The 21726-nt window shown below is 41.9% G+C and carries 22 protein-coding genes and 1 pseudogene; 6 read left to right on the forward strand and 17 right to left on the reverse strand.

The genetic code is table 11. The annotated features are described in order from the left end of the window. On the reverse strand, positions 1-975 hold the full coding sequence (locus AM506_RS04260) for an ABC transporter ATP-binding protein (protein ID WP_060671142.1): 975 nt from the start codon (positions 973-975) through the stop codon (positions 1-3). 177 nt (positions 976-1152) lie between these two features. On the opposite strand from AM506_RS04260, the gene AM506_RS04265 reads away from it, so the two are divergent. Next, complete coding sequence (locus AM506_RS04265) at positions 1153-1890, forward strand: MerR family transcriptional regulator (RefSeq protein WP_060671144.1); 738 nt, start codon at positions 1153-1155, stop codon at positions 1888-1890. A gap of 136 nt (positions 1891-2026) precedes the next feature. Here the strand turns inward: AM506_RS04265 and AM506_RS04270 are convergent, their stop codons facing one another. The 7 genes and pseudogenes from AM506_RS04270 to AM506_RS04300 form a co-directional block, all read right to left on the reverse strand. Continuing rightward, positions 2027-2365, reverse strand: a complete 339-nt coding sequence (locus AM506_RS04270) for a DUF3147 family protein (protein ID WP_060671146.1) — start codon at positions 2363-2365, stop codon at positions 2027-2029. Continuing rightward, a complete protein-coding gene (locus AM506_RS04275; RefSeq protein WP_060671148.1) occupies positions 2356-2772 on the reverse strand; it encodes a MarR family winged helix-turn-helix transcriptional regulator in 417 nt (138 codons plus the stop codon). The genes AM506_RS04270 and AM506_RS04275 overlap by 10 nt, the downstream gene beginning before the upstream one ends. A 134-nt stretch (positions 2773-2906) precedes the next feature. Then, positions 2907-3377 (reverse strand): annotated as a pseudogene (locus AM506_RS04280) (DinB family protein). Positions 3378-3491: 114 nt separating this feature from the next. Next, positions 3492-4739, reverse strand: a complete 1248-nt coding sequence (locus AM506_RS04285; protein WP_060671150.1) for an MFS transporter — start codon at positions 4737-4739, stop codon at positions 3492-3494. Beyond that, entirely contained in the window at positions 4736-5185 is a 450-nt protein-coding gene (locus AM506_RS04290; RefSeq protein ID WP_060671152.1) for an ArsR/SmtB family transcription factor, read from the reverse strand. The genes AM506_RS04285 and AM506_RS04290 overlap by 4 nt, the downstream gene beginning before the upstream one ends. A 151-nt stretch (positions 5186-5336) precedes the next feature. Next, positions 5337-6857, reverse strand: a complete 1521-nt coding sequence (locus tag AM506_RS04295; protein ID WP_060671154.1) for a hypothetical protein — start codon at positions 6855-6857, stop codon at positions 5337-5339. Continuing rightward, positions 6850-7362 carry a sigma-70 family RNA polymerase sigma factor gene (locus tag AM506_RS04300; protein WP_235576036.1) on the reverse strand — a complete coding sequence of 171 codons (513 nt, stop codon included), beginning with the start codon at positions 7360-7362 and terminating at the stop codon, positions 6850-6852. The genes AM506_RS04295 and AM506_RS04300 overlap by 8 nt, the downstream gene beginning before the upstream one ends. A 222-nt stretch (positions 7363-7584) precedes the next feature. Here AM506_RS04300 and AM506_RS04305 point away from each other — a divergent pair, with 222 nt between their 5' ends. From AM506_RS04305 to AM506_RS04315, 3 genes are all read left to right on the forward strand, one after another. Next, positions 7585-8811 (forward strand): PD40 domain-containing protein, encoded by a 1227-nt coding sequence (locus tag AM506_RS04305; RefSeq protein ID WP_060671156.1) that lies wholly within the window; start codon positions 7585-7587, stop codon positions 8809-8811. A gap of 363 nt (positions 8812-9174) precedes the next feature. Beyond that, entirely contained in the window at positions 9175-9978 is an 804-nt protein-coding gene (locus AM506_RS04310; RefSeq protein WP_060671158.1) for an alpha/beta fold hydrolase, read from the forward strand. Positions 9979-10138: 160 nt separating this feature from the next. Further along, complete coding sequence (locus tag AM506_RS04315) at positions 10139-11071, forward strand: alcohol dehydrogenase catalytic domain-containing protein (protein WP_060671160.1); 933 nt, start codon at positions 10139-10141, stop codon at positions 11069-11071. 174 nt (positions 11072-11245) lie between these two features. Here AM506_RS04315 and gpmA read toward each other — a convergent pair whose 3' ends face one another. Further along, positions 11246-12013 carry a 2,3-diphosphoglycerate-dependent phosphoglycerate mutase gene (gene gpmA, locus AM506_RS04320; protein WP_060671162.1) on the reverse strand — a complete coding sequence of 256 codons (768 nt, stop codon included), beginning with the start codon at positions 12011-12013 and terminating at the stop codon, positions 11246-11248. Positions 12014-12128: 115 nt separating this feature from the next. Between gpmA and AM506_RS04325 the strand changes: the two genes are divergently transcribed. Further along, a complete protein-coding gene (locus AM506_RS04325) occupies positions 12129-13829 on the forward strand; it encodes a pyruvate oxidase (RefSeq protein ID WP_060671164.1) in 1701 nt (566 codons plus the stop codon). Positions 13830-13869: 40 nt separating this feature from the next. Here the strand turns inward: AM506_RS04325 and AM506_RS04330 are convergent, their stop codons facing one another. From AM506_RS04330 to AM506_RS23260, 8 genes are all read right to left on the reverse strand, one after another. Next, complete coding sequence (locus AM506_RS04330) at positions 13870-14490, reverse strand: hypothetical protein (protein ID WP_060671166.1); 621 nt, start codon at positions 14488-14490, stop codon at positions 13870-13872. Between the two features lie 176 nt (positions 14491-14666). Next, on the reverse strand, positions 14667-15503 hold the full coding sequence (locus tag AM506_RS04335; RefSeq protein ID WP_060671168.1) for a permease prefix domain 1-containing protein: 837 nt from the start codon (positions 15501-15503) through the stop codon (positions 14667-14669). Further along, on the reverse strand, positions 15490-15840 hold the full coding sequence (locus tag AM506_RS04340) for a PadR family transcriptional regulator (RefSeq protein WP_060671169.1): 351 nt from the start codon (positions 15838-15840) through the stop codon (positions 15490-15492). Before AM506_RS04340 ends, AM506_RS04335 begins: the two co-directional genes overlap by 14 nt. 263 nt (positions 15841-16103) lie before the next feature. Continuing rightward, positions 16104-16565 (reverse strand): DUF402 domain-containing protein, encoded by a 462-nt coding sequence (locus tag AM506_RS04345; protein ID WP_235576037.1) that lies wholly within the window; start codon positions 16563-16565, stop codon positions 16104-16106. 17 nt (positions 16566-16582) lie between these two features. Beyond that, positions 16583-16981, reverse strand: a complete 399-nt coding sequence (locus AM506_RS04350; RefSeq protein ID WP_060671171.1) for a VOC family protein — start codon at positions 16979-16981, stop codon at positions 16583-16585. 78 nt (positions 16982-17059) lie between these two features. After that, positions 17060-17275: a hypothetical protein gene (locus AM506_RS04355; protein WP_060671173.1), complete on the reverse strand. Its 216-nt coding sequence runs from the start codon at positions 17273-17275 to the stop codon at positions 17060-17062. 47 nt (positions 17276-17322) lie between these two features. Continuing rightward, the gene (locus tag AM506_RS04360; protein ID WP_060671175.1) at positions 17323-17982 is read right to left on the reverse strand and encodes a hypothetical protein; all 660 of its coding nucleotides are present in this window, start codon (positions 17980-17982) and stop codon (positions 17323-17325) included. Positions 17983-17997: 15 nt separating this feature from the next. Beyond that, positions 17998-18120 (reverse strand): hypothetical protein, encoded by a 123-nt coding sequence (locus tag AM506_RS23260; RefSeq protein ID WP_268788374.1) that lies wholly within the window; start codon positions 18118-18120, stop codon positions 17998-18000. A 364-nt stretch (positions 18121-18484) separates the two neighbouring features. Between AM506_RS23260 and AM506_RS04365 the strand changes: the two genes are divergently transcribed. Beyond that, positions 18485-21517, forward strand: a complete 3033-nt coding sequence (locus tag AM506_RS04365; RefSeq protein WP_060671178.1) for an efflux RND transporter permease subunit — start codon at positions 18485-18487, stop codon at positions 21515-21517. The last annotated feature ends 209 nt before the right edge of the window (positions 21518-21726 follow it).

Below are 21726 nucleotides of genomic sequence, written 5' to 3' on the forward strand. Positions count from 1 at the left end.
TTACACCACCTCAGCTGCGTATAATTGTTGGAGCGTATTGTCAAATGGCGGTTGTTCAACGGTTAAGTCAAGAATGGAAAAGTTCGACAGTAAGCGGGCGGTCACGGAAGGAACGTGTTGATTCGAAACGCGCATGGTGTACTTCCCATCCTGTGTATCTATTACCAATTTAGATAAGTCAGCAGGCAGGACGCTTGACTCTTCAAGGGTAAAAACAATGAATTTATAGGGAGTCAACTGATTGACCATGTGATTGATACCTCCATCAAAACGTAATCTTCCTTTATCAATGACCATCACTCTCTTGCACAGCTGAGTCACATCCTCCATGTAGTGGGAGGTTAACAGAATCGTCGCATTCGTTTCCCGATTGTATTCTTTCAAGAAATGCCGAATGCGTTGCTGGGCATTGGAATCAAGACCAATTGTCGGTTCATCTAAAAACAGGACCTCCGGGTTGTACACCAGTGAACAGGCTAACCCACAACGCATCCTTTCTCCTAAAGAAAGAGTTCTAAGCGGCTTTTTATAATATGGCTCGATCTGCAGCCAATCGACGATTTTACCTAGATCCCTGGTGAAATCCTTATAATCGATGTCATATATTATCCTCTGCATGTGAAGTGCATCCAGTGCCGTCAAGTCAGCCGGTGCAAAGAGAGGTTTGCTTCCCCGAATCAAGGCGATTTTCTTCAAATAAACATGTTGGCGTTGATGGGGTTTAAATCCGAGAACCGTTACGTCTCCTCTTGAAGGATGCAAGATGCCACTAAGCATTTTTAAAGTGGTGCTCTTTCCTGCCCCGTTCGATCCGATAAACCCAACCATCTCCCCTTTCCTGATTTCAAAAGAAAGATCCGTTACAGCACATATCTCCTTTTTCTTACGTTTAATAAAACTTGATAAAGCCCCTTTGAGCCCCGATTCCCTGACAGGGACTTCATAGGTCTTCCCTAAATTTCGAACCTGCAGCATGTTACCTCTCCCTTTCTCTCGATTGAAAATTTGAAATATTTTACTTATACTTTAATCGTAGCACTCTGTTGCAAGGTTCGAGGGTTATTCAGAATGGATATGGTAATCGTAGTGAAAAACCATTAAAAGCCGGAATGAGAGTTCCATGTTTTATTTCAATGTTTGGAGAGATACTCGATGAGTTCACGTTATTACAGGGGAATTGAAATCACCAGGTCATTTAACTTAAGTGCAGACCTGCTCAGAAAATACGAAGCATGGGGATTCATTCCCCATGCCCCAAGAGGAAAAAACAACTATCGCCAATACACCGACATCCATAAAAAATTTTTCGAAGCATCACGTCAGATGATGGCTGGATATTCATGGACAGAAGTAGCGAAAATGATGAGGCACCTCGTGAATAAAGAACGGGAAGCGGCTATTATTCTGGCAGTTGAGTTTCAGGCAGAACTGGTTAACAACTATGAAGAAAGCACGTTGGTCATAGAGCAATTGCAATCAACTTTAAGCAGCCAGGATATCACACCACAGGTTCAAATGGATGGACCCGTCACGTACAAAGAAGTGTCCAAGCGATTAAGCCTGCCAATTTCCACTTTGAGAGTGTGGGAACAGCAAGAGCTATTTGAAGCAAGCAGAGGAGAAAATAATTACCGGTATTTCGATGGGGCATTAATAAACAAGCTGTTCATTATAAAACTACTGCGATTATCCGGTATGGGATTCGAGCAATGCAGAGAGATCCTTAAAGGAATTGAGAAGAAAAACTACCGAGACATCCTGCCCATCCTTCAAAGCCGGATCGTGGATATGAGGGAACAAATGAGTAAGGGATTGAAGTCATTGGGGACGTTGAATGAGTTGGTCACTTATTTAGAAGGGGTAGATTATTTTAGTGAAGAGGAATGTTAAAGTTTTTATACAGTGGTTTCATTGTTAAGTCTTTCAATTCAATCTAATACTTGGCCACAACCCTAAACAAGGGAAAAACCGACAAATTTGCCTCTAAACAAAGATCTGGCCGTCCCTTTGGTTTAGTATCACTGGTTTAGAAGATTTTTTTCAACACAAGGTCTTGTAAAAATAAAATCATCCCCCACCCAAATACTCCGATTCCAATAGATAAAAATAAGTTAATCGAGTGTTGAATCCCAAGATAAACGATGGCTAAAAGAATCGCAGTCGCCGGGAATCCCCAAAGGACCCCTAATGCAAATTTGCTTATTTCAGTGGATTGTTCTCCTTGAATGTACAGCCAGATAATACTTAGTAAACTTACTAAAGGCAGTGCTGCAATTATGCCTCCGTATGAAGGAAATCTTCTTGAAATCTCAGTCACCACACCTATAATAATTGCCGATACAATAATTTTTGCCATCATGTACATTCTTTTGCCCTCTTACTTAGTATTTTGAGGGCTTGTTCAACCAGTTCCCCTTCATTTTCGTTCAGTTGCTCCAGAACCTTTCCAAGTTTTTCTTCATCCAAGCTTGTATTCCTATACAGAACCTCTTCCCCTGATTCTGTTAAACTCAAGATTACTTTTCGTTCATCATGGGGATCTCTCACCTTCACTAAATACCCTTTTTCAATCGTTCTTTTTACATGCTCTGATGCAGTATTATGAGAAACTTGTAAGTATGAAGCAATTTCATTTACCCCAACCCCTGACTTCTTGTCTACAAGTTGAAGAATACGCACCACCTGGTGAGAAATTTTTTCTCTATGGAGATAATGCAAATGAAAATAAATATCCGTCCAATACTGATTTAACAACTTAAGTTTATCTTTCAAAAAAACACCCCTTTACATCGTTAATAAAGATTATATCGTAATTAACGATATAAAAGAAAGGTTTTTTATTTTTTATATAGAAAAAAGCTGAAGATCATTTATGATCCCAGCTTTTTAATTTCACTTCCCACCATTCACCTCTGCGACGGCCATGACCCCTGCATCTTCCTCAATTGAATGATCTGACCCGTATGATAAGCATCGTGCAGCATGATGTCCAACAATTTCTCTTCTAAAGAATTTTCTTCAAGCATTTCACTCGTTGTTTTACTAAGCGCTTCCCTTAAGTGTCGTTGGGACGATTCAACACGCTTAACGACTGCTTTCCATTCCTTATCCTCATTTATTTGTTCCGTAAGATAGAAAGTATCATTGCCATCGAGAGTTTGAGTCCATTCACGGCCTTCCAATTGTGCCGTCAGTCTTTCTTTGTAATAAGTAAGGTGATTCACATTCTCCCATATGGTTTTCGTCGATTCTCCATCCGGTCTCCAACAAGCCTGTTCTGCCGTGAGTCCTTCGATTGCAGGTTTTAACGGAGCATACTAGCTTTCCTGGTCGAATGTGGTATCGAGCATTCTTAAGAGTAGATCAGTACGATTCATTTTCGTCTTCCTCCTACAAATTAATATATCTACTAAGTATTTCATCAAAGATTAGATAATTCCTTTTAAAAATACAAAATAGAAACCCCTTCTCCAACATCCCAGCATTCTTATTCAAATCTCTCCTTTGACAGAACCAGCTGAAGGTATACTTCTTTTTTGCTTAAAGTGTGAACTTGTTGTTAACAAACAAAGGGAAAAGGCAGAAAGTGCAATAATGAGTGTAGTACCAATGACTAGATATTTCACACCAAATACTTCACTCAATAATCCAGCCAGTAGGATCGTTATAATTAACAACGAACTCTGGAATAAACTCAATGTCGTCCCAATCCGCCCCATTTGTTGGGATGGAATGCTTTGTTGGAAAAACGTTTGAAATCCAGTATTAGCGAACGAGGAGAAGAAACCCAATATGATAAATCCTAAGCTTGCAACAAGAAAGGTAGTTGAAAATGAGTAGATAACATATCCTGCACTGAACAAGATTGAGCCGAACCCTATCAAATATGGGATAGTCATTTTTTTCGCAAACACTGACATGAGTAAGGATCCTGCCAAATAGCCGAGCCCTGTGATGCTCATGAGTAAACTGAACTGACTTTCTGTTAATCCAATTACCTTCTGAGTGAAAATCACTTCTTGAGAATCCAATGCTATCGCTAAGGTCATGATAAATTGAAATAGTACATATACAACCAAGAAGTGTTGGTTTTTCTTTAAAAATGTTAGTACCATTTTTAAATCATTTATGATGACATTAAGGTACTTTATTTTGCCTTCACCAGAATCGGACTTTAAGTGGAGGTTTGGTAAAAAGAAAATCAAGAAACCTGAAATCAAGAAAGAAAAGGCGTTACACCATATCGCAACCTGGTAAGAACTAAACTGAACCAATGCACCTGCTATGGCTGGACCCAATACTAGTGAACCTGTTATAAGAATCGAGCTGATCGAATTATACCGTAACAATTTTTCCTTTGGTACAAGTTGTACGGTGTAAGCAGTTGAAGCCGGTTTAAAAAAGGAGCTACACAAGCTAATAACAAATAGGACAAGGTAGATTGACCATAACTCAGACAACAAGGGAATGATGGCTACTAAACATCCCCTTATCACATCCGTTAAGATCATAATATGTTTTTTGTATAGACGATCTATCATACTGCCTGACCAGAATCCTGTAATGATTCCAGCTATCGGTCCAATGATCCAAAGACCAGCAACTGCAGCTACTGAATCCGTTTTAGCAAATACAAATAAATTTAACGCTACCAGATAAATAAAGTCCCCAATATATGATATACCAACAGCACTCAACAGTAATCCAGGTGCTTTCCACTCTCTAAATGATTCCTTCATGAACCCTTTACCTCTTCAAATGAACAGGACACTTTGTATTCCTGTCTATTCTCATCTTGTGATAGTTGACTTTCCCATCTAACAAAAAGCTGCTCTAGCTCCAAAAGGAATTGTTGCTTTTCTTCTTGATTTAAAGTTAAGTTTGTCGAAAGTGAGGAAGAAGTCTCAGAGTCTTTTTCTTCTAAAACAAATCTGGTCGCTTTTGACCTGTAATACTTCTCTAGGATGCCTCCTTTCTTCTTCTCTTTCACAAGTTCCAATATCCCTCCTTTATAGAGAAGCTGAATATGGTAATGGACACTCCCTACTGATTTTTCTAATCTGTTCGCCACTTCCATCGCAGTTAGTTCCTCATGTTTTAGCAGATGGATGATTTTAATTCGAGTAGCATTTGAAATTAACTTCTGTTGCTCCATTGATATGGATATCGACGATTCGTTTTTCATGATTACTCCCCCTCATTCTAATATTATAGATTATTCTATTTTTTTAGAACATCTCCTTCTTTTTTGAAAATATTTTTTATTTTTCAAGGGGAAGCGTTTCTAAACCTAAAGAAAAGACGCATACCTTAACTCATGATATGCGCCAGTAAATTTATTCTACTTTCTTAAATGAACCCAACAATCTTTTCAATTCACTTCTGGATACTTTCTGCGTGACGATTTCAATCAAATAGTCACCGCTCTCTCCTTTTACGTGAACCTCATCTGTGCCATCCACTTTGAACATATGCCATTGAATTCCGTTCATTTTCATTGAATCGATTTCTTCGCCTAGTGGCCTAACAAAATCGCCTGTTTTTCTGAGGTATGTGTCCTTAGGATGTATCCTTGTGTAAAGCAAACGAGATCCGGATCCAACTTCATTTACAGGCTTGTCATAACTGTAGACGACATAAGCGTGAAGATCCTTGCGGTATTTTTCAATACTTGCAGAAAAAGGGGAGAGTTTCGGATCGTTAAACTCATAAAACAAAGGCATAGTCTCCCTTTGAATGGACATTACTTCTTCTACTTCACTTCGTTTTGTATCAGCATGTTCAATGACTTGGAGTTCCCTATCCCTCTCATCCCTAAAAGAGTGAAATCCGTCAAGATCAGGTTCCAACTCATTTTCATGAAATGTTTTATTAATCACCAAGCTTTTTGGATGTAAATAACTGACTAGTTCCCCGGTATCACTATATATTTCATTTTTTACCATGATTCCAGTATCTTTATCCACCCATATCCTAAATTCTTTTTCATCTGGTTGCATGGTATCGACTAGGCTATCGTCCAGCGTACCTGCAATGACCAGCGTATTATGTCCCAATAGTTTCTCATTTTGCTTTTCGATTGACCATTCATTTTCAGGTCTCAAGTATTTGGCGATGTATGTATAATTATAAAGCGAAATTCCCGCTAACATGTTAGGAGGGGTTTCCCTGAAAATGTTCATTGTATCATATTCAAGAATACCGTCTGGATTCATTTTGAAGATGTCATCTGCCTTTACAATGGGTATATTCTTTTCCGGCATTATGCCGAATTTCACATATTCCATTGAGTCTAAATCAAGGTGCCAAACATGATTTTTGTTATAATACGTTTTACTTACCATCTCTTTCGATCGAGGATTCTTTGGATCTGGATAATCGATTACCTTCTCGTATCCACCAACCACACCCTTATTTCTCACCTTATACTTAACCGTTGATTTGCTTAAATAGTATACTTCGAATTCGCCGGCCGCTGTTTCAAAGTAATCGACTGAATTAAATAACTTATGGAGAACTTCCTCTTTTGTCATTATCTCATCGCTCTCTTTTGGCTGAGGGTGAGTAGGCTCTTTATGTTCTTGAATCTCATTCGTTTTTTCATTCTTTTGAGAAAGGCTTTCGTCTTGTGTTATACCCAAATGATTCAAGATAAAAAAGCCGGCGACTCCCAAAAATAAGGCTGTAAAACAGAAGCTTAAAATTAACCCTATTCCAAAGTGCTTCTTTACTCTACTCGGCTCACGATTACTCTTAAAGTGGTTTCTTACCACCAATTTGTTTTTCTCCTTGAAATCTAAATCTTTCAGAACCCGTTCATCCAATTCTTCTTTCAATTTTTCCAACATATCAGTCATTTCCCTCCCCTCCTTTAAGCTTCTTCCGTAACATGTTTCTTCCTCTATGTAATCTGGACTTGATTGTTTGGCTGCTGACCCCCAACAAATCTTCAATCTCCTTATACGTAAGTTCTTCATAGTAAAACAGAATCATTATTTCACGATATTTGATGGGAAGACCCAATACACTTTGGGATAATTCTGTTTTTGCTTCGAGGTGAAGTACACTGCTCTCTGGGGTGTGATGACTAATCCCCTTTGAAGAAAAAAAATCACTAAACACAAGATTCCTAAAGCTCCAACTTTTCAACCGATCCTTACACAGATTTACCGTTATGGAGTAAATCCATGTTTGATAGGATGATTCTTGACGAAACGTATCAAACTTTTGATAACACCTGATAAACACTTCCTGTGCCACATCCTCGGCAAGCTGCTCTTGTTTTAAATAGGTATAAGCAAGTCGCACAACCTTCTTCCCATACTCATCCATTAACCATTCAACCGTCTCTTCTCTGCTCATTTCATTTTGCTCCATAAACAACTTCTAATCCCCTATCATCATGTACTCCTTTTCAACCTTTAGACGACGCTCCTACCAGAATGGTTGCAAAAAATTAAAAGGATAGCCTTTGGTGCTTTTAATAATATTAGCACTGAAATCAATTCTTCTACTGACTCTTCTACATAAAGTAGCCGACTCAAGAAAATAGTAAGACCATAAACAAAAAAGGAGACTTACCCAATGAAAAAAGCAATCCTCCTGACCATCATCCTTTTTCTACTATTTCCATTAACCACATCCGCAGTTCCAGTAAACCAAGTGAAAGCTGCTTTTATCAGGGACGGGGACTTGTGGACCTTCGTTCACGGCAAGGAAAAACAAATCACCACTACCGGCAATGTCCACTTTAAGCCTAAATGGTCGACCGACGGCACCATTCTCGCCTATCAAGTAGAGACATCATCAGAAGGAGAATCCGAGCTATGGGCCTACAATCTCAAAACCGGTAATAAGAAGAAAATTGCTTATAACGGGCACTCTCCAAAATGGGCTCACCATAAAAACCATATTGCCTATATAAATAATGGAATTTTAGATATTTCAGATCTCAACCGATTCTACAACATTGCAACCGGGGTCAGTGACTTCACGTGGCTCCCCGACGACAGTGGATTTCTTTTGTCTTCATCTGGAACCCTAAACCCCGATGGATGGTCAAGTGCCACCTTGTTTATTAAAAAAGTCGGCGACAACTATGAGGATATTGTCCTTTTTGGCGGGGTGGAGCCTTTCTTTACACTTCCCCGGGAAATCGGGACCAATGATAAAAACAAGTTGATAGCCGTCAATGCTGAGCAGCTTACCTATTCCCCGAGTGGCAAGTGGATTTCATTTGTTGTGTCTCCCACCGCTTCCTGGTCCATGGACAGCGATATGGTGTGTGTGATTGATAAGGAAGGTGCAAATTTCGAGGTATTGGACGAAATGATTTTGCAGGTAGGACAGCCCAAATGGTCACCTTCAACCGATACATTAGCCTATATCGCTGGCGGCGGGAGAATCGTATTCGGCTTCAAAAACAAGGACCTTAAGGTAAAAGAAATGCCTGCCTCAGGAACATATACACCTGCCAATTACGCTGATCTTGATTTTGATTGGATGACTGACAAATCACTGGTCGTGTCGAGGATCAAGGAACAGGAATGGACAAACGACTTCAGCAAGCACCCGCTACCTGCCCTTTACACCTTGAATATCGATTCAATAAAACAAATGAAGATAACGAGCCCTCCTAAAGGGTATGGAGACTATGCCCCTCAGTATCTCCCGTCCCTTGAAAAACTCGCTTGGTTAAGGGGAAAATCCCTTACTGATAGGAAAAGGGATCTGTGGATTGGAAACGCGGATGGGACTGAAGCTAAAGAGTGGCTTCGGGATATTGAGGAGATCGTATTTTATCCCGGATGATTGAGTCAACTGATTTGTGAGATTATGACCGGGATATCGTTGCTTTTTCTTCTTCAAAAGGAAAGTCGACATCCCGGCACGATTTCTCTTATACTCGCATGATAAATCCTGTTCCTGCATGAATAAACCAGATCCCGCTCGTTAATTTTCCATCCGGCATGATCCATCCCAAAAGCCGCATGACTCCCACGCAAGTGATTCCCGACGAGAAATTATCCTGATGCTAACATGAAACATCTTTATATGGTTTCATTTTTTCAAAAAAACTACCTTTAACTGCATTCAACAAGTCCAGCGATGTATCCTTTGATTAATCCAGAAAATAACATATACTTTTAATAGATTAAAAGGAGGGGATTACGCATGGCTATTTACCATAAAATTATCGGAGAAGGATTTCCCATCGTGATGGTCCATGGGTGGACTCTCGATCATCAGGCAATGATGCATGCAATGGAACCGAATTTCAAGGACAGAAGCGGCTGGAAAAGGATCTACATAGATTTGCCTGGAATGGGAAAGTCGGACGCAAAGCCTTCCATCAAGAATTCCGACGACATGCTGGAAGCTGTTCTTGAATTGCTGGACGAGCTGATTCCCGATCAACCCTTTATCGTTTGCGGATATTCGTATGGGGGATATATGGCGAGGGGAATCGTAGAGGAGCGCCATGATAGAGTACGAGGCTTGATGCTCTTGGCACCTATGGTCATACCTGATACTGATAAAAGAGAACTGCCGCAGCAAATCGTTTTGAAAAAGGATCCTGATTTACTATCGAACCTCACTTCACTGGAATCCGAAGCTTTTGCCTCCATGGGTGTGGTTCAAGGAAAAAAGGAATGGGAAAGGTTCCGGGATGACATCCTGATACCATCCACTCAAACAAATGAGGAGTTCGTAAACAGGATCCGGGAGAATGGATATGGCTTCACTTTCGAGCTCTCACAGAAATTTGACTATCCAACATTGATTGTGACAGGACGGCAAGACCATGTAGTCGGGTATCAGGATGCGTGGCGATTGATTGAGGATTATCCAAGGGCAACCTTCGCCGTGCTTGATATGGGTGGTCATAATGTGCAGATCGAGCAGGAGAATGTGTTCAATTCTCTCGTGCAGAACTGGCTGGACAAGTTGGAATCGGAGAGGTTGGAACGGTTGTAAGATGTAAAAAAAGGAGCATGCAATATGGTGAGGATGTTCCATTAACGAGCAGGTTAATGGAACATTCCGAGTGCTGAAAAAGCAGCCACCAATGTTCAAATAGTGGCAATGCAAGATTATCAAAGAAGAATTTAAAAGCAAATTTAAAAGGATGTTATATATGAAACAAAATTCACTTGTATTGTATAGAAAAAAGAATTTGAAATGGACTCAAAAAAAATTACCCCCTCTTGAAAGAGATGAAATTTTAGTAAAAACGATTGCAGGAGCAATTAGTATTGGAGCAGAACTTCCGCAGTATATGGAAAGTGACAAAACTGAATTGTCGCCACATTATCCTAAAGAAACTGGATATGAAAGTTATGGAGAAATTGTAGAAGTAGGGAGTGATGTTAAGACACTAAAAATAGGTGACAGAGTAGTATCATTTTTCGGACATAAAGATTACGGGATAATTAAAGAGCAAAAGGCAATACCAGTTCCCAAGGATATTCACTACTCAATTGCCTTACTTACCATCTTGTCCTGTGACTCTGCAAAAGGTGTTTTTAAAATTAATCCCAAAGAAACAGATAAAGTATTAGTTACAGGTGCAGGAACAATGGGTCTTTTAACCGTTCACTTTCTAAAAGAATATATGAATGTTCATCAAGTAGACATGTTAGAGCCAAATCCCTCAAGAGAACCCTTTGCTAAACTGTTAGGAGTAAGTAATGTCTTTAGAAATATCTCTGAATGCCCAATTGACTTTTATGACTATGGATTTGAATGTTCTTCATATGCCGAAGCATTTAATTCACTTCAAAAATCACTACATAAGGATGCAGAGATTTGCATTCTATCAGATGGAAATAAAGACAAGTTTGAACTACAACCGGAATTTTATGAAAAGGAATTAAAGATCGTTGGTTCAGGTGATGGTTGGGATTATAAAAAGCATTCAGAATGGTATTTTGAGAATATAAAACAGACAGGTTCTCATTTAAATAGAATTTTTGAATATAAGATTGGAAAACAAAAACTAATCGAATGCTTTGAAGATCTGAGTAAAGGAAAAATTAATCCAATAAAAGTCTTAGTTGAATACATATAGGCAATAACTGAAGATCAGCAAATAGATCCAGTTAGTGCAAGCGTACAAAAAATAGCCCTTTGAGAGTCTATGGGGCAAATAGAAGATAAAATTTTTGTTGGAAGAGAAGTTTTATAATGTGGATTATCCTTCAAAGGATAGTCCAACCAAGCCACTGCCCGTTTCTCATTCCCCTCACCCCATCCAATCCCAATTCTCCCTATCCTCCAAATCCATATGCCGCGGAATTCGATCATGAGGAACCTCTCCCTCATCATCCAAATAATAATGCCTGATGGGCTTCAAGTCGTCATCCAATTCATATACGAGGGGGATGCCATTCGGTATGTTGAGACTGACAACCCCGTCATCCGGGATATGGTCAAGGAATTTCACGAGGGCCCTGAGTGTGTTTCCATGTGCCGAGATGATGACACGTTTATTGTCCCGGATGCTCGGGACAATCACCTCATGCCAATAGACGAGAGCCCTCTTTTCTGTATCTAGGAGACTTTCAGATAATGGCATATTCTCCTTGCCAACGGTGGCGTACTTCGGATCGGACAGGTTCCCTCGATGTCCCTCTTCTGAAATCGCCGGTGGACGGACATCGGCGGAGCGTCTCCATTCATGGACCTGCTCTTCCCCGAATTGCTCCGTCACTTCATTTTTATCCAGTCCCTGCAGACCCCCGTAGTGCCGCTCATTTAATCTCCACGATTTATACACAGGGATCCAGACCATGTCCATTTCGTGCAGAGCGATCCATAAGGTCCGGATGGCGCGTTTCAAGACCGATGTATGGGCAACATCGAATATGAACCCGTGTTTCTTCAGGACCGCCCCTGCTTTTCTTGCTTCGGTATAGCCGTCATCGGTTAGATCCACATCCGTCCAGCCGGTAAACCGGTTTTCAAGATTATAGAGGCTCTCACCGTGTCGAAGGAACACAAGCTTCTTCATTTTCATCACTCCAGGTCGTTTTTTTCAGTATGTGCATCTCGGAATAGAAATATTGAGTAATTTAGGAAGTATTGTACCAAAATAGGAATAACCAATTTCGAGAGGAGACGTTGTAATGTTCAAACAAAACGCTGGTGAAAAATTGATTGATCTATTGATTGAATGGGGAGTTGATCATATATACGGTATGCCGGGTGACTCCATTAATTCGATTATTGAGCCACTGAGAAAAAAGCAGGACAAAATCAAGTTCATTCAAGTCAGGCATGAGGAGGCAGGGGCATTGGCTGCTGCCGCGTATGCGAAATTGACGGGAAAACTGGGTGTGTGTACAGCGATTGCAGGTCCAGGGGCGATCCATCTCCTGAACGGCTTATATGATGCAAAGCTTGATAAAGCCCCTGTATTGGCCATCACTGGTCAAGTGGAGACGGACCTTTTAGGGACGGACTCCTTCCAAGAAGTGAATCTTGAGCGGATGTTCGACGATGTGGCCGTGTATAATCAGCGCATCATGTCCGCCGACCAGCTCCCTGCCGTGGTCAATCAGGCAATCCGGACCGCCTATGCGAAAAAAGGGGTATCCGTCCTGACCATCCCGGATGATATACCCCGCTTTGAAGTCGGTAAAGAGGCTCGTGTCACATCCCATTTTTCAGTGAAGCAAAGCATTGCACCTCTTCCTGAAGATCTACAAAAAGCAAAAGAAATTATCGAGGGTGCGGAACGACCGATCATCCTTGCCGGAAAAGGCGTTCATGGACATCGGGAAACGCTCCTGTCTTTTGCTGAAAAGGTAGGAGCACCTATTGTGTTGACCCTCCCTGGTAAAGGGGTCATCCCTGATAAACATCCGTATTGTTTAGGGGGGCTCGGCCTGATCGGGACAAAGCCTTCCTATGAAGCGATGCAGGAAGCCGATATGCTCATGATGATCGGGACTTCGTTTCCTTTCACAGGATTTCTGCCTGACAATGCAAAGACGATTCATATTGATATCGACCCTACCCAAATCGGGAAGCGCTACCCTGTCGATGTCGGTCTTGCCGGAGATGCCGGCACGTCCCTTAAGTGGCTGACCGAATATATTTCAAGGAAAGAAGATCGAACATTCCTTGAGAAAAATCAGGAGCGTACGGTCAAATGGTGGGATAACTTAGAATCACAAGAAGAGGATGGATCGGTCCCTCTCAAACCGCAGCGACTGATTCATGCCCTTAAGGAAGTCGCGTCCGACGACGCCATCCTGTCCGTGGACGTCGGAAACGTAACGGTGTGGATGGCCAGGCATTTTCCGATTACCAATCAGTCTTTCGTTATTTCTAGCTGGCTCGCCACCCTCGGCTGCGGTCTGCCTGGTGCCATTGCCGGTCAAATCGCCTATCCGGATCGTCAGGTGTTCGCGATATGCGGGGACGGAGGATTCGCCATGACCATGGCGGACTTTGTCACAGCAGTCAAATATGACTTACCCATCATCGTCGTGATCCTAAACAATCATAAAATCGCCATGATCAAGTTCGAGCAGGAAGTGATGGGGAATATCGAATTCGGCACGAACCTGCAGAACCCGGACTTCGCCAAATACGCCGAAGCCTGCGGTGGAGTCGGATACCGGGTAGAACGCCCCGAGGACATCCTGCCTTCACTCCAAAAGGCAATCCAACAAAAGAAACCATGCATCATCGACGTCGTAGTCGACGCCGACGAAGCACCGATGCCGGCCAAAATCCAGTTCTCCCAAGCCGCCGGCTACACCAAACACATGCTCAAACAACTATTCGAAGAAGGAAAATTTGACCTTCCACCGTTGTAAAAGAAGAGGGACGGACCTTGAAATGCAAGGTCCGTCCCTCTTATTGTTCGTCCAAGTAATCGAAGGCGACAAGATTAAGTTTTGCCATAAATCCATCGGGTTCTTCTCTCTTCATGATGTTGGCATATTTTTTTATGGTGGTGACATTTTCTGATTCGTCGGTGAGAGTAACACTACCGCTACTATTAGACAGGTTTTCACCAAGTGAACCTAAGATTTTTTTTACGTCCTCTTTTTGTTTTCTCGGATCAAGAACGATTTCCAGCCTATATCGCTTGTTTTCACTGGGTCTCGGAATGGTAATCGACTCCATCGTTCCATCCTTCTTCACTATGACTGTGCCTGAAGATGCGACAGTATCCAACGGTTCGACAGCGGTTCGGATGATTTGAAGGGACGTTGCATCATCTGGATATGGTTTTAAGTGAACATCTACGATTGATCCTTTCGGGAAAGTGGTCTCCCCCCGTATGAGGAGAGATTTCTTGAATAACTGCACCTTTGCGTCCAACTTCCAATTTCCACTTGGCCTTTGTACAACCTTCTCAACTTTTTGTTCATCTTTACTTTCATCAAAAACAATGACACGACATCCATTCAACAGAGGGAATAAGCAAAGAATTAGAATAAGAATAAATCGTTTATAACGCCAACCTGTCATTTTCTCACCTCAAATACTTCTACATATCTATAAAGATTAGTTTATCTATTTCATACATTTATGTAAATAAATGTTATTAATAATTCATAAAAAAAAGCACCTAGACTTTGAATCTAAGTACCTCTGTTGATGTTTGAAACTCTAATTATATCCCACTTTAACAGTCTGAGATATATTTATGCTTCACTTACCCTTAATTTCCGGTTTCTATTTTTCCACAGCATATAATAAACCAGATACCCCAAAACATTAAACAAAGCAAACACAACGATCCACCCAATGTTTAATCGTCTATGATGATAAGCATTAATCGTTGCCCAAATCGTAAACAACGTGATATAAATCGCCATTCCTGAGAACAAAATGATCGACAACCAATCACCTATATGTCTTGTATCCATTTCAACGTACCACTGTTTCCCATCCCCGTTTCCGTATGGGAAGAAATCAGCTTGAAGCCATTTTGGATTCCACACCTTTTGTTCGAAACGGTATTCCGGCTTTGCATCCCTTACATAATCAAATACCATATTGGTATTCTCAACACTGCTTACATCGTATATCTCAACATTTGCGATTTGATCCGTACTTTCTATTAAGCTATTTATTTTGATTTTCATGTCATCAGAAACGTTTGTTTTATCTTTTAAAATAGTTGAAATTTGTGTAGCTACTTCAGAATTTCCATTCGCGTTTTCTTCTTCCAGTGACCATATATACCCGAATCCAGAAACGGTAAAAAGAAGGACAGCCAGTGCAAGATAAAGCACCCATTTAGCAAATGATTTCTGAGCTTTGAATAGTTGCCCTACAATCGAACGCATCTCCTGTTCGCCGCCAAAGCGCTCAATGGCCGTATCAATGGCTTCTTGCTCACGCATTCCTTCAGCTTTAAGTTCGTGAACGGCCTCCATCAAGTGACTTTTCATCTCAGCTTTCAATTCCTGAATTTCTTTTCGATTACCCCCGATATTTTCATAAACAGAATCTACATATGCATCAATCTGTCTCAAGGTTCTCTCCCCCTTCAATAAAGGTATCAATGATTTTCTTTACGAATTGCCACTCCCTGCGCTTTTCTTCAAAACCATCTTGGCCAATTGGGGTAAGAGTGTAATACTTTCTTCTTCCCCCAGGTCCCTGTTCATCACCCCAGTAAGAAGAGATCCACTGGTTCTTTTCTAACCTTTTCAATGATAAATAGAGCGTACCTTCTTTTAATTCGAATTGATCTCCGCTTTTTTCACGGACCGTTTTCGCCAGCTCATAGCCATACATATCCCGGCTATTCAGAAGTGAAAGGATCAACGTGTCGATATGCCCTTTTAAGACCTCTTTATTAATTTCCAAATTTTACACCCCCTTACATATTTATATAATATATTACCTAATAATGCAAGGTATTCATTTATATAAAAATCATCCTTCATTGGAAGGATGATTTTTGTAAAACGGGCTATCATTCAGATTTATTTAACAACATAAAACGGGAGTCCGAATCAACTTGTTGAGGTTCAGACACCTTTACTCTGTTTACTTAAGTTCGTGCTCCAACATGCTCTTATGTTCTTGAGCCAGTGTCATTAATCTAAACTCGCCATTACCTAACTGTCTCAGAATTTCTTTGACTTCAAACCTTGCAATATCATATTGCTCATTAGAGAGAGTCCGCTTTTATACGCCTGCTCCAACTCATCCTCATCCAGTAAATAGATCTCACCAGATGGCAGCACCACTATATCCAAGTAGAGATCATCCATCCACGGAACACCGTCCTCCACTCCATTTTCCAGGCATATATCTATGTACCACTGAACAATCTCTCCATTTGCATCAAACATGGTAGTCACGGAATGATGTTTCCCAAAAGGAAAGTGCTGGAGCCACATGTATCCGTTATCAACGATGCATATTTCTTTGTCTCCATATTGGGTGATTAATGGTTCCTTCACTTTCACTGTCTTCAACAGCGTCATATACCCTTGAAATTCCTTAGTGGTTAGATGGGCTTGAGCATATTTCCTTTGGGTTACCCGCTTCCAATCGGTCCGGTTTCCGTATTTTCTTTTGAGCATACATTCACTCCATTACTTCATTTAGGTAGATTCAGCTGCCACGATACTCCAAAGCGGTCACTCAGCCAGCCAAATTTCTTGCTGAATCCGTAATCTCCCAGTGGCATAAGCGCTTGACCACCTTCACTCAGCTTCCCATAGATAGATTCAAGTTCTTCTTCTGTATCGCATGTTAGAAAGATGGAGAAAGAAGGTGTGAAATCAAACTGATGCTTCACATTGCTATCAATGCACATAAATTCCTGCCCCTTCAAGGTGAACGTTGCCTGCATCACCGTTCCTTCATCTCCACTTTCGTTTGCACCATATCGAACAATATTGGTAATGGCTGAATCCTCAATCAAAGATGTGTAAAAATTCATTGCTTCCTCAGCATCACCGTTTTGAAACATTAAGAATGGTGTAACCTTTTTCATGGTGGATCTCCTCCTTTTATCTATTTTCTAAAGTATAATTCAACTCGTATGACCATATCCAACCTTAAATTCCCTTATCTATTCAGGTTTGTTAGTCATCCCTAAAAGGTCAGCCACAATATCAGCACTTCCCGGAGTGAACATGAAAATAGATACGCCAATTAATACCGCACCCATAACACCAAACAACCATACCCCCGGCTTTAAAAAAGAACCTTGCCTAAACGCCTGTAAACCTGCACGAAAAACTAGAAAAACTCCGATAAAAAGAATGGCAAAATAATAAACACCCACTACATCACCCCGTTCATTTTTTTAAAAAGTATCGTTAAAATGAATCCTTAATTACGCCGACAATCCTCAATCATGTCAAAATACTGAGTATCCCCTAACCCATACTCCCTAAAATTCTCAAATAGAAGCAATACCAACTTCTCTGCCGGAACGGCCCGATGCTTTTGAATATACAATATAAGCTCGCTGTCCTTTTTAAGGTATTCCAAATAAAGTGCAATACCTCTATTTAAAGGTTTTAGCTCAATCGCTTCAGGCCTTTCATGATGAATCATCACTTGTTCGTAAAGAGCTGCATACCCTCTCGCTCCAAGGGAATATTCGTTCACAGGCTTATATTGCTCATCCACAAGATGAAGATCGATCGTTCCCTTATACTCCCTCTGCTCCAACCAGGCGAGGTTCGTCAGCACATTCATTTGGCAGAACATATCTTCATCAAACCATAAAGAAACATGTTCAACAGTCCCTTTAAAGAGTGGCTGCAACGGCTTGAGCGTAATATCAGCATATTGATCTGGCGTTACATGATGAACCCTTGCACGCATCCCGATAAACTCTTCTGAAAATATATCTTCGCACGTCTCTCCATAGCACATGGCCTCGTTAAACGGGATCATTTCTTCTGTTTTAAGAAACCCAGTCTCTTTGAAGTGTTTGTACATCTCCGTACCATTTAGAATATGGATCGTTTGATTTTGAATCACTTGGATCCTCCCCTTTCAAATGGACGATTTCATTTCATACGTTGTGTTATTCAATAGCAAAGTCAAACGGCAACCAACTGAAATCAAACCGTTGTCCTTAGCAGCATAACTAAGGTCATGTCCCACAAGCCACTTCACACTTTCCCTCTTCAATCCTCGATTCAATCCAATCTATTCCAATTATTCCAAAAACTCTTATAATAGACAATCGGTTTGTAAAACTTTTATTGAATTGAGAATTTACCATTCCCACATCTTGCCATCCATACTATAATACTATATTGTGCCAGGAATATTTTTACATAGAGGAGGATCTTTCATAAATTTAACACGTATGTAAGAATACCTCGCCATGCTCCACCGTAAAATGAATTTTGCGACTAAATGAATTACGCCTCAAGACCTAGGCGAATATTAGCCTGGAGGTGGCTGTGATGCAATCAGTATTACAGTATCTTTAAAAAGAAGGTTAAAAGCCAAATCAGTATTAGGGGGGAAACACATGCAAGCTTTAACCAATTGGGTATTCCGCAATAAGGCAGCCATGACACTATTTATCATCATCACGTTGCTTCTCGGCATCATCAGTTACTTCCGTCTGCCAATGGAATTCCTGCCTGAAGCGGATAATCCACAAGTGACAGTCGTCACCCTGGGACAGGGGTATGACGCGGGCTCCATGACAACGAACATCACAGAGCCTGTAGAACAGGCAGTGACATCAATTTCAGGGAAGACATCGATCCTGTCCACGACCGGGGAAGGATATTCCCAGGTGACCATCAACTTTGATTCAAAAAGCGACATGAAGGAAGCCAAGAATAAGGTCGAAGAGGCCATCAAAGGAATCCAGCTCCCAGAAGGAGTCGGACAACCGCAGATTTCTCAGTTGAACACCTCGATGATTCCCATCAGTCAGGTATCGGTGACATTTAAAGACGGACTAACGAAAAAGAACATCAACCTCGTCAATGATGAATTTAAACCGTTATTTGAAAATCGAGACTCCTTATCTCAAGCAAGCATCGCCGGGGAAAACAGCCCACGGGTTCAAATCAACCTGGATCACGACAAACTGGAGAAGTTACATATCCCGGTCAACGCGGTGATGGGAGTGCTCCAAGGGCAAAATGTTTCCGCCTCTGCGGGAAGCACGACGATAGATGGCCAGAAAAGTACAATCAATGTCACGGACAATCTGACCTCCGTTGACGCCCTGAAGAACTTGCCGGTACCACTGCAAGTCCCGAATGCTCCTGCAGTCAAATTGAAAGACATCGCAACCGTTGAAAAAGTAAAAGCGGAAAACACCATCACCCGTGTCAATGGGAAAGAAGCTTTGGCATTCGTCCTGTTCAAGGAGAGTGATGCCAGTGCCGTTACCGCTGGAGAAGACGTAAAAGATACGGTCGATCAAATCAACAAGGACTATGACGGTGTGGAAGCAACCGCACTGTTTACCACAGGTGATATGGTGGAGAACTCTGTCAACACCATGGTTCGTGAAGTGGCACTGGGTGCTCTTTTCGCAACGCTTGTCATTCTCTTATTCCTAAGAAAATTCAAGCCGACCCTGATAACCGTTGTGTCCATTCCACTATCACTCGGTATTACGCTATTCCTGCTCTGGTTATCCGGAGTCACCTTGAACATCCTGACACTGGGAGGGGTCGCGGTGGCCGTCGGTCGACTGGTCGATGACAGTATCGTCGTCGTCGAGAATATTTTCCGGCGCAGTCAGAATGAGAAGCTGTCCAAACAGAATGTTCTGCTCGCAACAAAGGAAGTTTCCCGTGCGATCACGTCGTCCACACTCATCACAGTGGCCGTATTCCTGCCGATGGGACTCGTAAACGGTTCGTTAAAAGCGTTCCTGCTTCCTTTCGGATTGACCGTTACGTATTCATTGCTTGCATCCCTGCTTGTAGCCGTTACGGTCGTGCCATTGTTAAGCCTTGGCATGTTGAAAAATACGACTTTGCCAAAACACAACACGCCGCATCGCTATGTGAATGTCCTGCGCTGGTCACTCAACCATAAATGGGTTCCCATCCTGTTGGCCATTCTTGTATTCGGGGGATCCATCGCGCTTTATGTCGCTTTACCGAAAGCGGCAACAAGTGCGAATGACGCCTCTTTTGTAGCTGTCACCATGGAGTTCCCGAGTGATACACCGGAAAACACGATCAAAGAGCGCACGACGGAATTCGAAGACACATTATCAGAATTTGAAGGATACGATTACTTGATCACTCAGTACGGATCAAGTGAAGAAAATGCCGAATACGGAGCCGTAAGCGATCCAGATACGGCGGTGTACACCGTCATCTTGGAAGAAGGAGCCAATGCCGAATCCTTCATCAAAAAAGTGAATGAAACGAAGAAGAATGAAGAAGGTGTGACCATTACAGCATCACCATCTTCCATCTTCGGAGGCTCCTCCAACTCAAGTATCACCTATGACGTCGTTGGAAATGACACGAATGAACTTCTGTCTACTTCCAAAACAATCATGGATAAAATCGAGAATGTAGACGGAGTGAAAAAAGTCTCAAGCAACCAGGAGAAAACGTCACCTGTCTTCACCGTGAATGTCAACACGGAGAAAGCGAATGCCCAGCAAACGGCTATGCAAATCCGTTCCTTGCTGAATCCACAGCCGATCGGAGCCATCAATTTGGATAACGAAACGACACCAGTCTTTCTGGACGCAGGGGTTGATCCTAAGTCGAAGTCCGATTTGAATGACTTGACGATTGCAACAAACTCAGGCATCCAGCCTCTTACAGAAGTGGCTTCCATAACGGAAGAGGAAAAACCAAGTACCGTCCTGCATAAAGATGGTGACTTATATGTCCGGATCACGGCAGAAGTAAAACCTGAAGAGCTTTCGGTCATTTCTAAGAATATCGGTACTGAAATCAAGGAGATCGACCTGCCAAAAGGCGTTACTCTTGATACCGGAGGTGCTGCTGCCCAGCAGGCTGACGACTTCAAGGATCTAGGTATGACGATGCTTGCTTCCATCATGATTGTCTACCTGATTATGGTCCTGACCTTTAAGACGTTGAAAGCACCACTGGCAATTCTCATTACGCTGCCACTCGCCTCAATCGGCGCAGTCCTCGGACTGCTCATTGCCCGGGTCCCGGCAGACGCAACGGCTCTTATTGGAGCGTTAATGCTGATCGGAATTGTTGTGACAAACGCCATCGTCTTAATCGACCGCGTGAAGCAGAATGAGGAAACAATGATCATTCGTGACGCCATCCTGGAAGCGTGTGGAACCCGTCTCCGTCCGGTTGTCATGACAGCGATTGCCACCATTTGTGCCATGCTTCCCCTTCTCTTCGGTCACACGGAAGATGGAAGTCTCGTCTCGAAATCACTTGCCGTTGTGGTCATCGGTGGTCTTGCCGGTGCCACGGTGCTGACGCTTGTTGTTGTTCCTGTGTTTTATGAATTGCTGTATTTCAGGAAGTCGATACGTCAACGTGCTCAGCAGTTGGAAGGTGAGGAGAAGGTTGCTCAGTAATTTTTAACCGAAAATAATAATATAAAAGGTGCTTATCCTGTTTTGGATAAGCACCTTTTTTGGTGGGAGACCAACTCCTGCAGGTTTTGTATCAGGTACGAAGTAGGTTTGGGATCATTCAGCTGTTGATTATTTTCATATATTCAGCAGCTGAACCTAGAAACTACTTCATAAAGAAAACCACACCCCTTAGATGTGGCCGACCCATC

The organism is Rossellomorea vietnamensis (genome assembly GCF_001305855.1).
Taxonomy (GTDB): domain Bacteria; phylum Bacillota; class Bacilli; order Bacillales; family Bacillaceae_B; genus Rossellomorea; species Rossellomorea vietnamensis_A.

Excerpts from the sequence above, each read along its gene's own strand:
- AM506_RS04260 (WP_060671142.1), bottom strand. The coding sequence starts at position 975 with ATGCTGCAGGTTCGAAATTTAGGGAAGACCTATGAAGTCCCTGTCAGG.
- AM506_RS04315 (WP_060671160.1), top strand. The coding sequence starts at position 10,139 with ATGAAACAAAATTCACTTGTATTGTATAGAAAAAAGAATTTGAAATGG.
- AM506_RS04345 (WP_235576037.1), bottom strand. The coding sequence starts at position 16,565 with ATGCTCAAAAGAAAATACGGAAACCGGACCGATTGGAAGCGGGTAACC.
- AM506_RS04295 (WP_060671154.1), bottom strand. The coding sequence starts at position 6,857 with ATGACTGATATGTTGGAAAAATTGAAAGAAGAATTGGATGAACGGGTT.
- AM506_RS04305 (WP_060671156.1), top strand. The coding sequence starts at position 7,585 with ATGAAAAAAGCAATCCTCCTGACCATCATCCTTTTTCTACTATTTCCA.
- AM506_RS04350 (WP_060671171.1), bottom strand. The coding sequence starts at position 16,981 with ATGAAAAAGGTTACACCATTCTTAATGTTTCAAAACGGTGATGCTGAG.
- AM506_RS04325 (WP_060671164.1), top strand. The coding sequence starts at position 12,129 with ATGTTCAAACAAAACGCTGGTGAAAAATTGATTGATCTATTGATTGAA.
- AM506_RS04310 (WP_060671158.1), top strand. The coding sequence starts at position 9,175 with ATGGCTATTTACCATAAAATTATCGGAGAAGGATTTCCCATCGTGATG.
- AM506_RS04285 (WP_060671150.1), bottom strand. The coding sequence starts at position 4,739 with ATGAAGGAATCATTTAGAGAGTGGAAAGCACCTGGATTACTGTTGAGT.
- AM506_RS04265 (WP_060671144.1), top strand. The coding sequence starts at position 1,153 with ATGAGTTCACGTTATTACAGGGGAATTGAAATCACCAGGTCATTTAAC.
- AM506_RS04300 (WP_235576036.1), bottom strand. The coding sequence starts at position 7,362 with ATGAGCAGAGAAGAGACGGTTGAATGGTTAATGGATGAGTATGGGAAG.
- AM506_RS04270 (WP_060671146.1), bottom strand. The coding sequence starts at position 2,365 with ATGTACATGATGGCAAAAATTATTGTATCGGCAATTATTATAGGTGTG.
- AM506_RS04365 (WP_060671178.1), top strand. The coding sequence starts at position 18,485 with ATGCAAGCTTTAACCAATTGGGTATTCCGCAATAAGGCAGCCATGACA.
- AM506_RS04290 (WP_060671152.1), bottom strand. The coding sequence starts at position 5,185 with ATGAAAAACGAATCGTCGATATCCATATCAATGGAGCAACAGAAGTTA.
- gpmA (WP_060671162.1), bottom strand. The coding sequence starts at position 12,013 with ATGAAGAAGCTTGTGTTCCTTCGACACGGTGAGAGCCTCTATAATCTT.
- AM506_RS04330 (WP_060671166.1), bottom strand. The coding sequence starts at position 14,490 with ATGACAGGTTGGCGTTATAAACGATTTATTCTTATTCTAATTCTTTGC.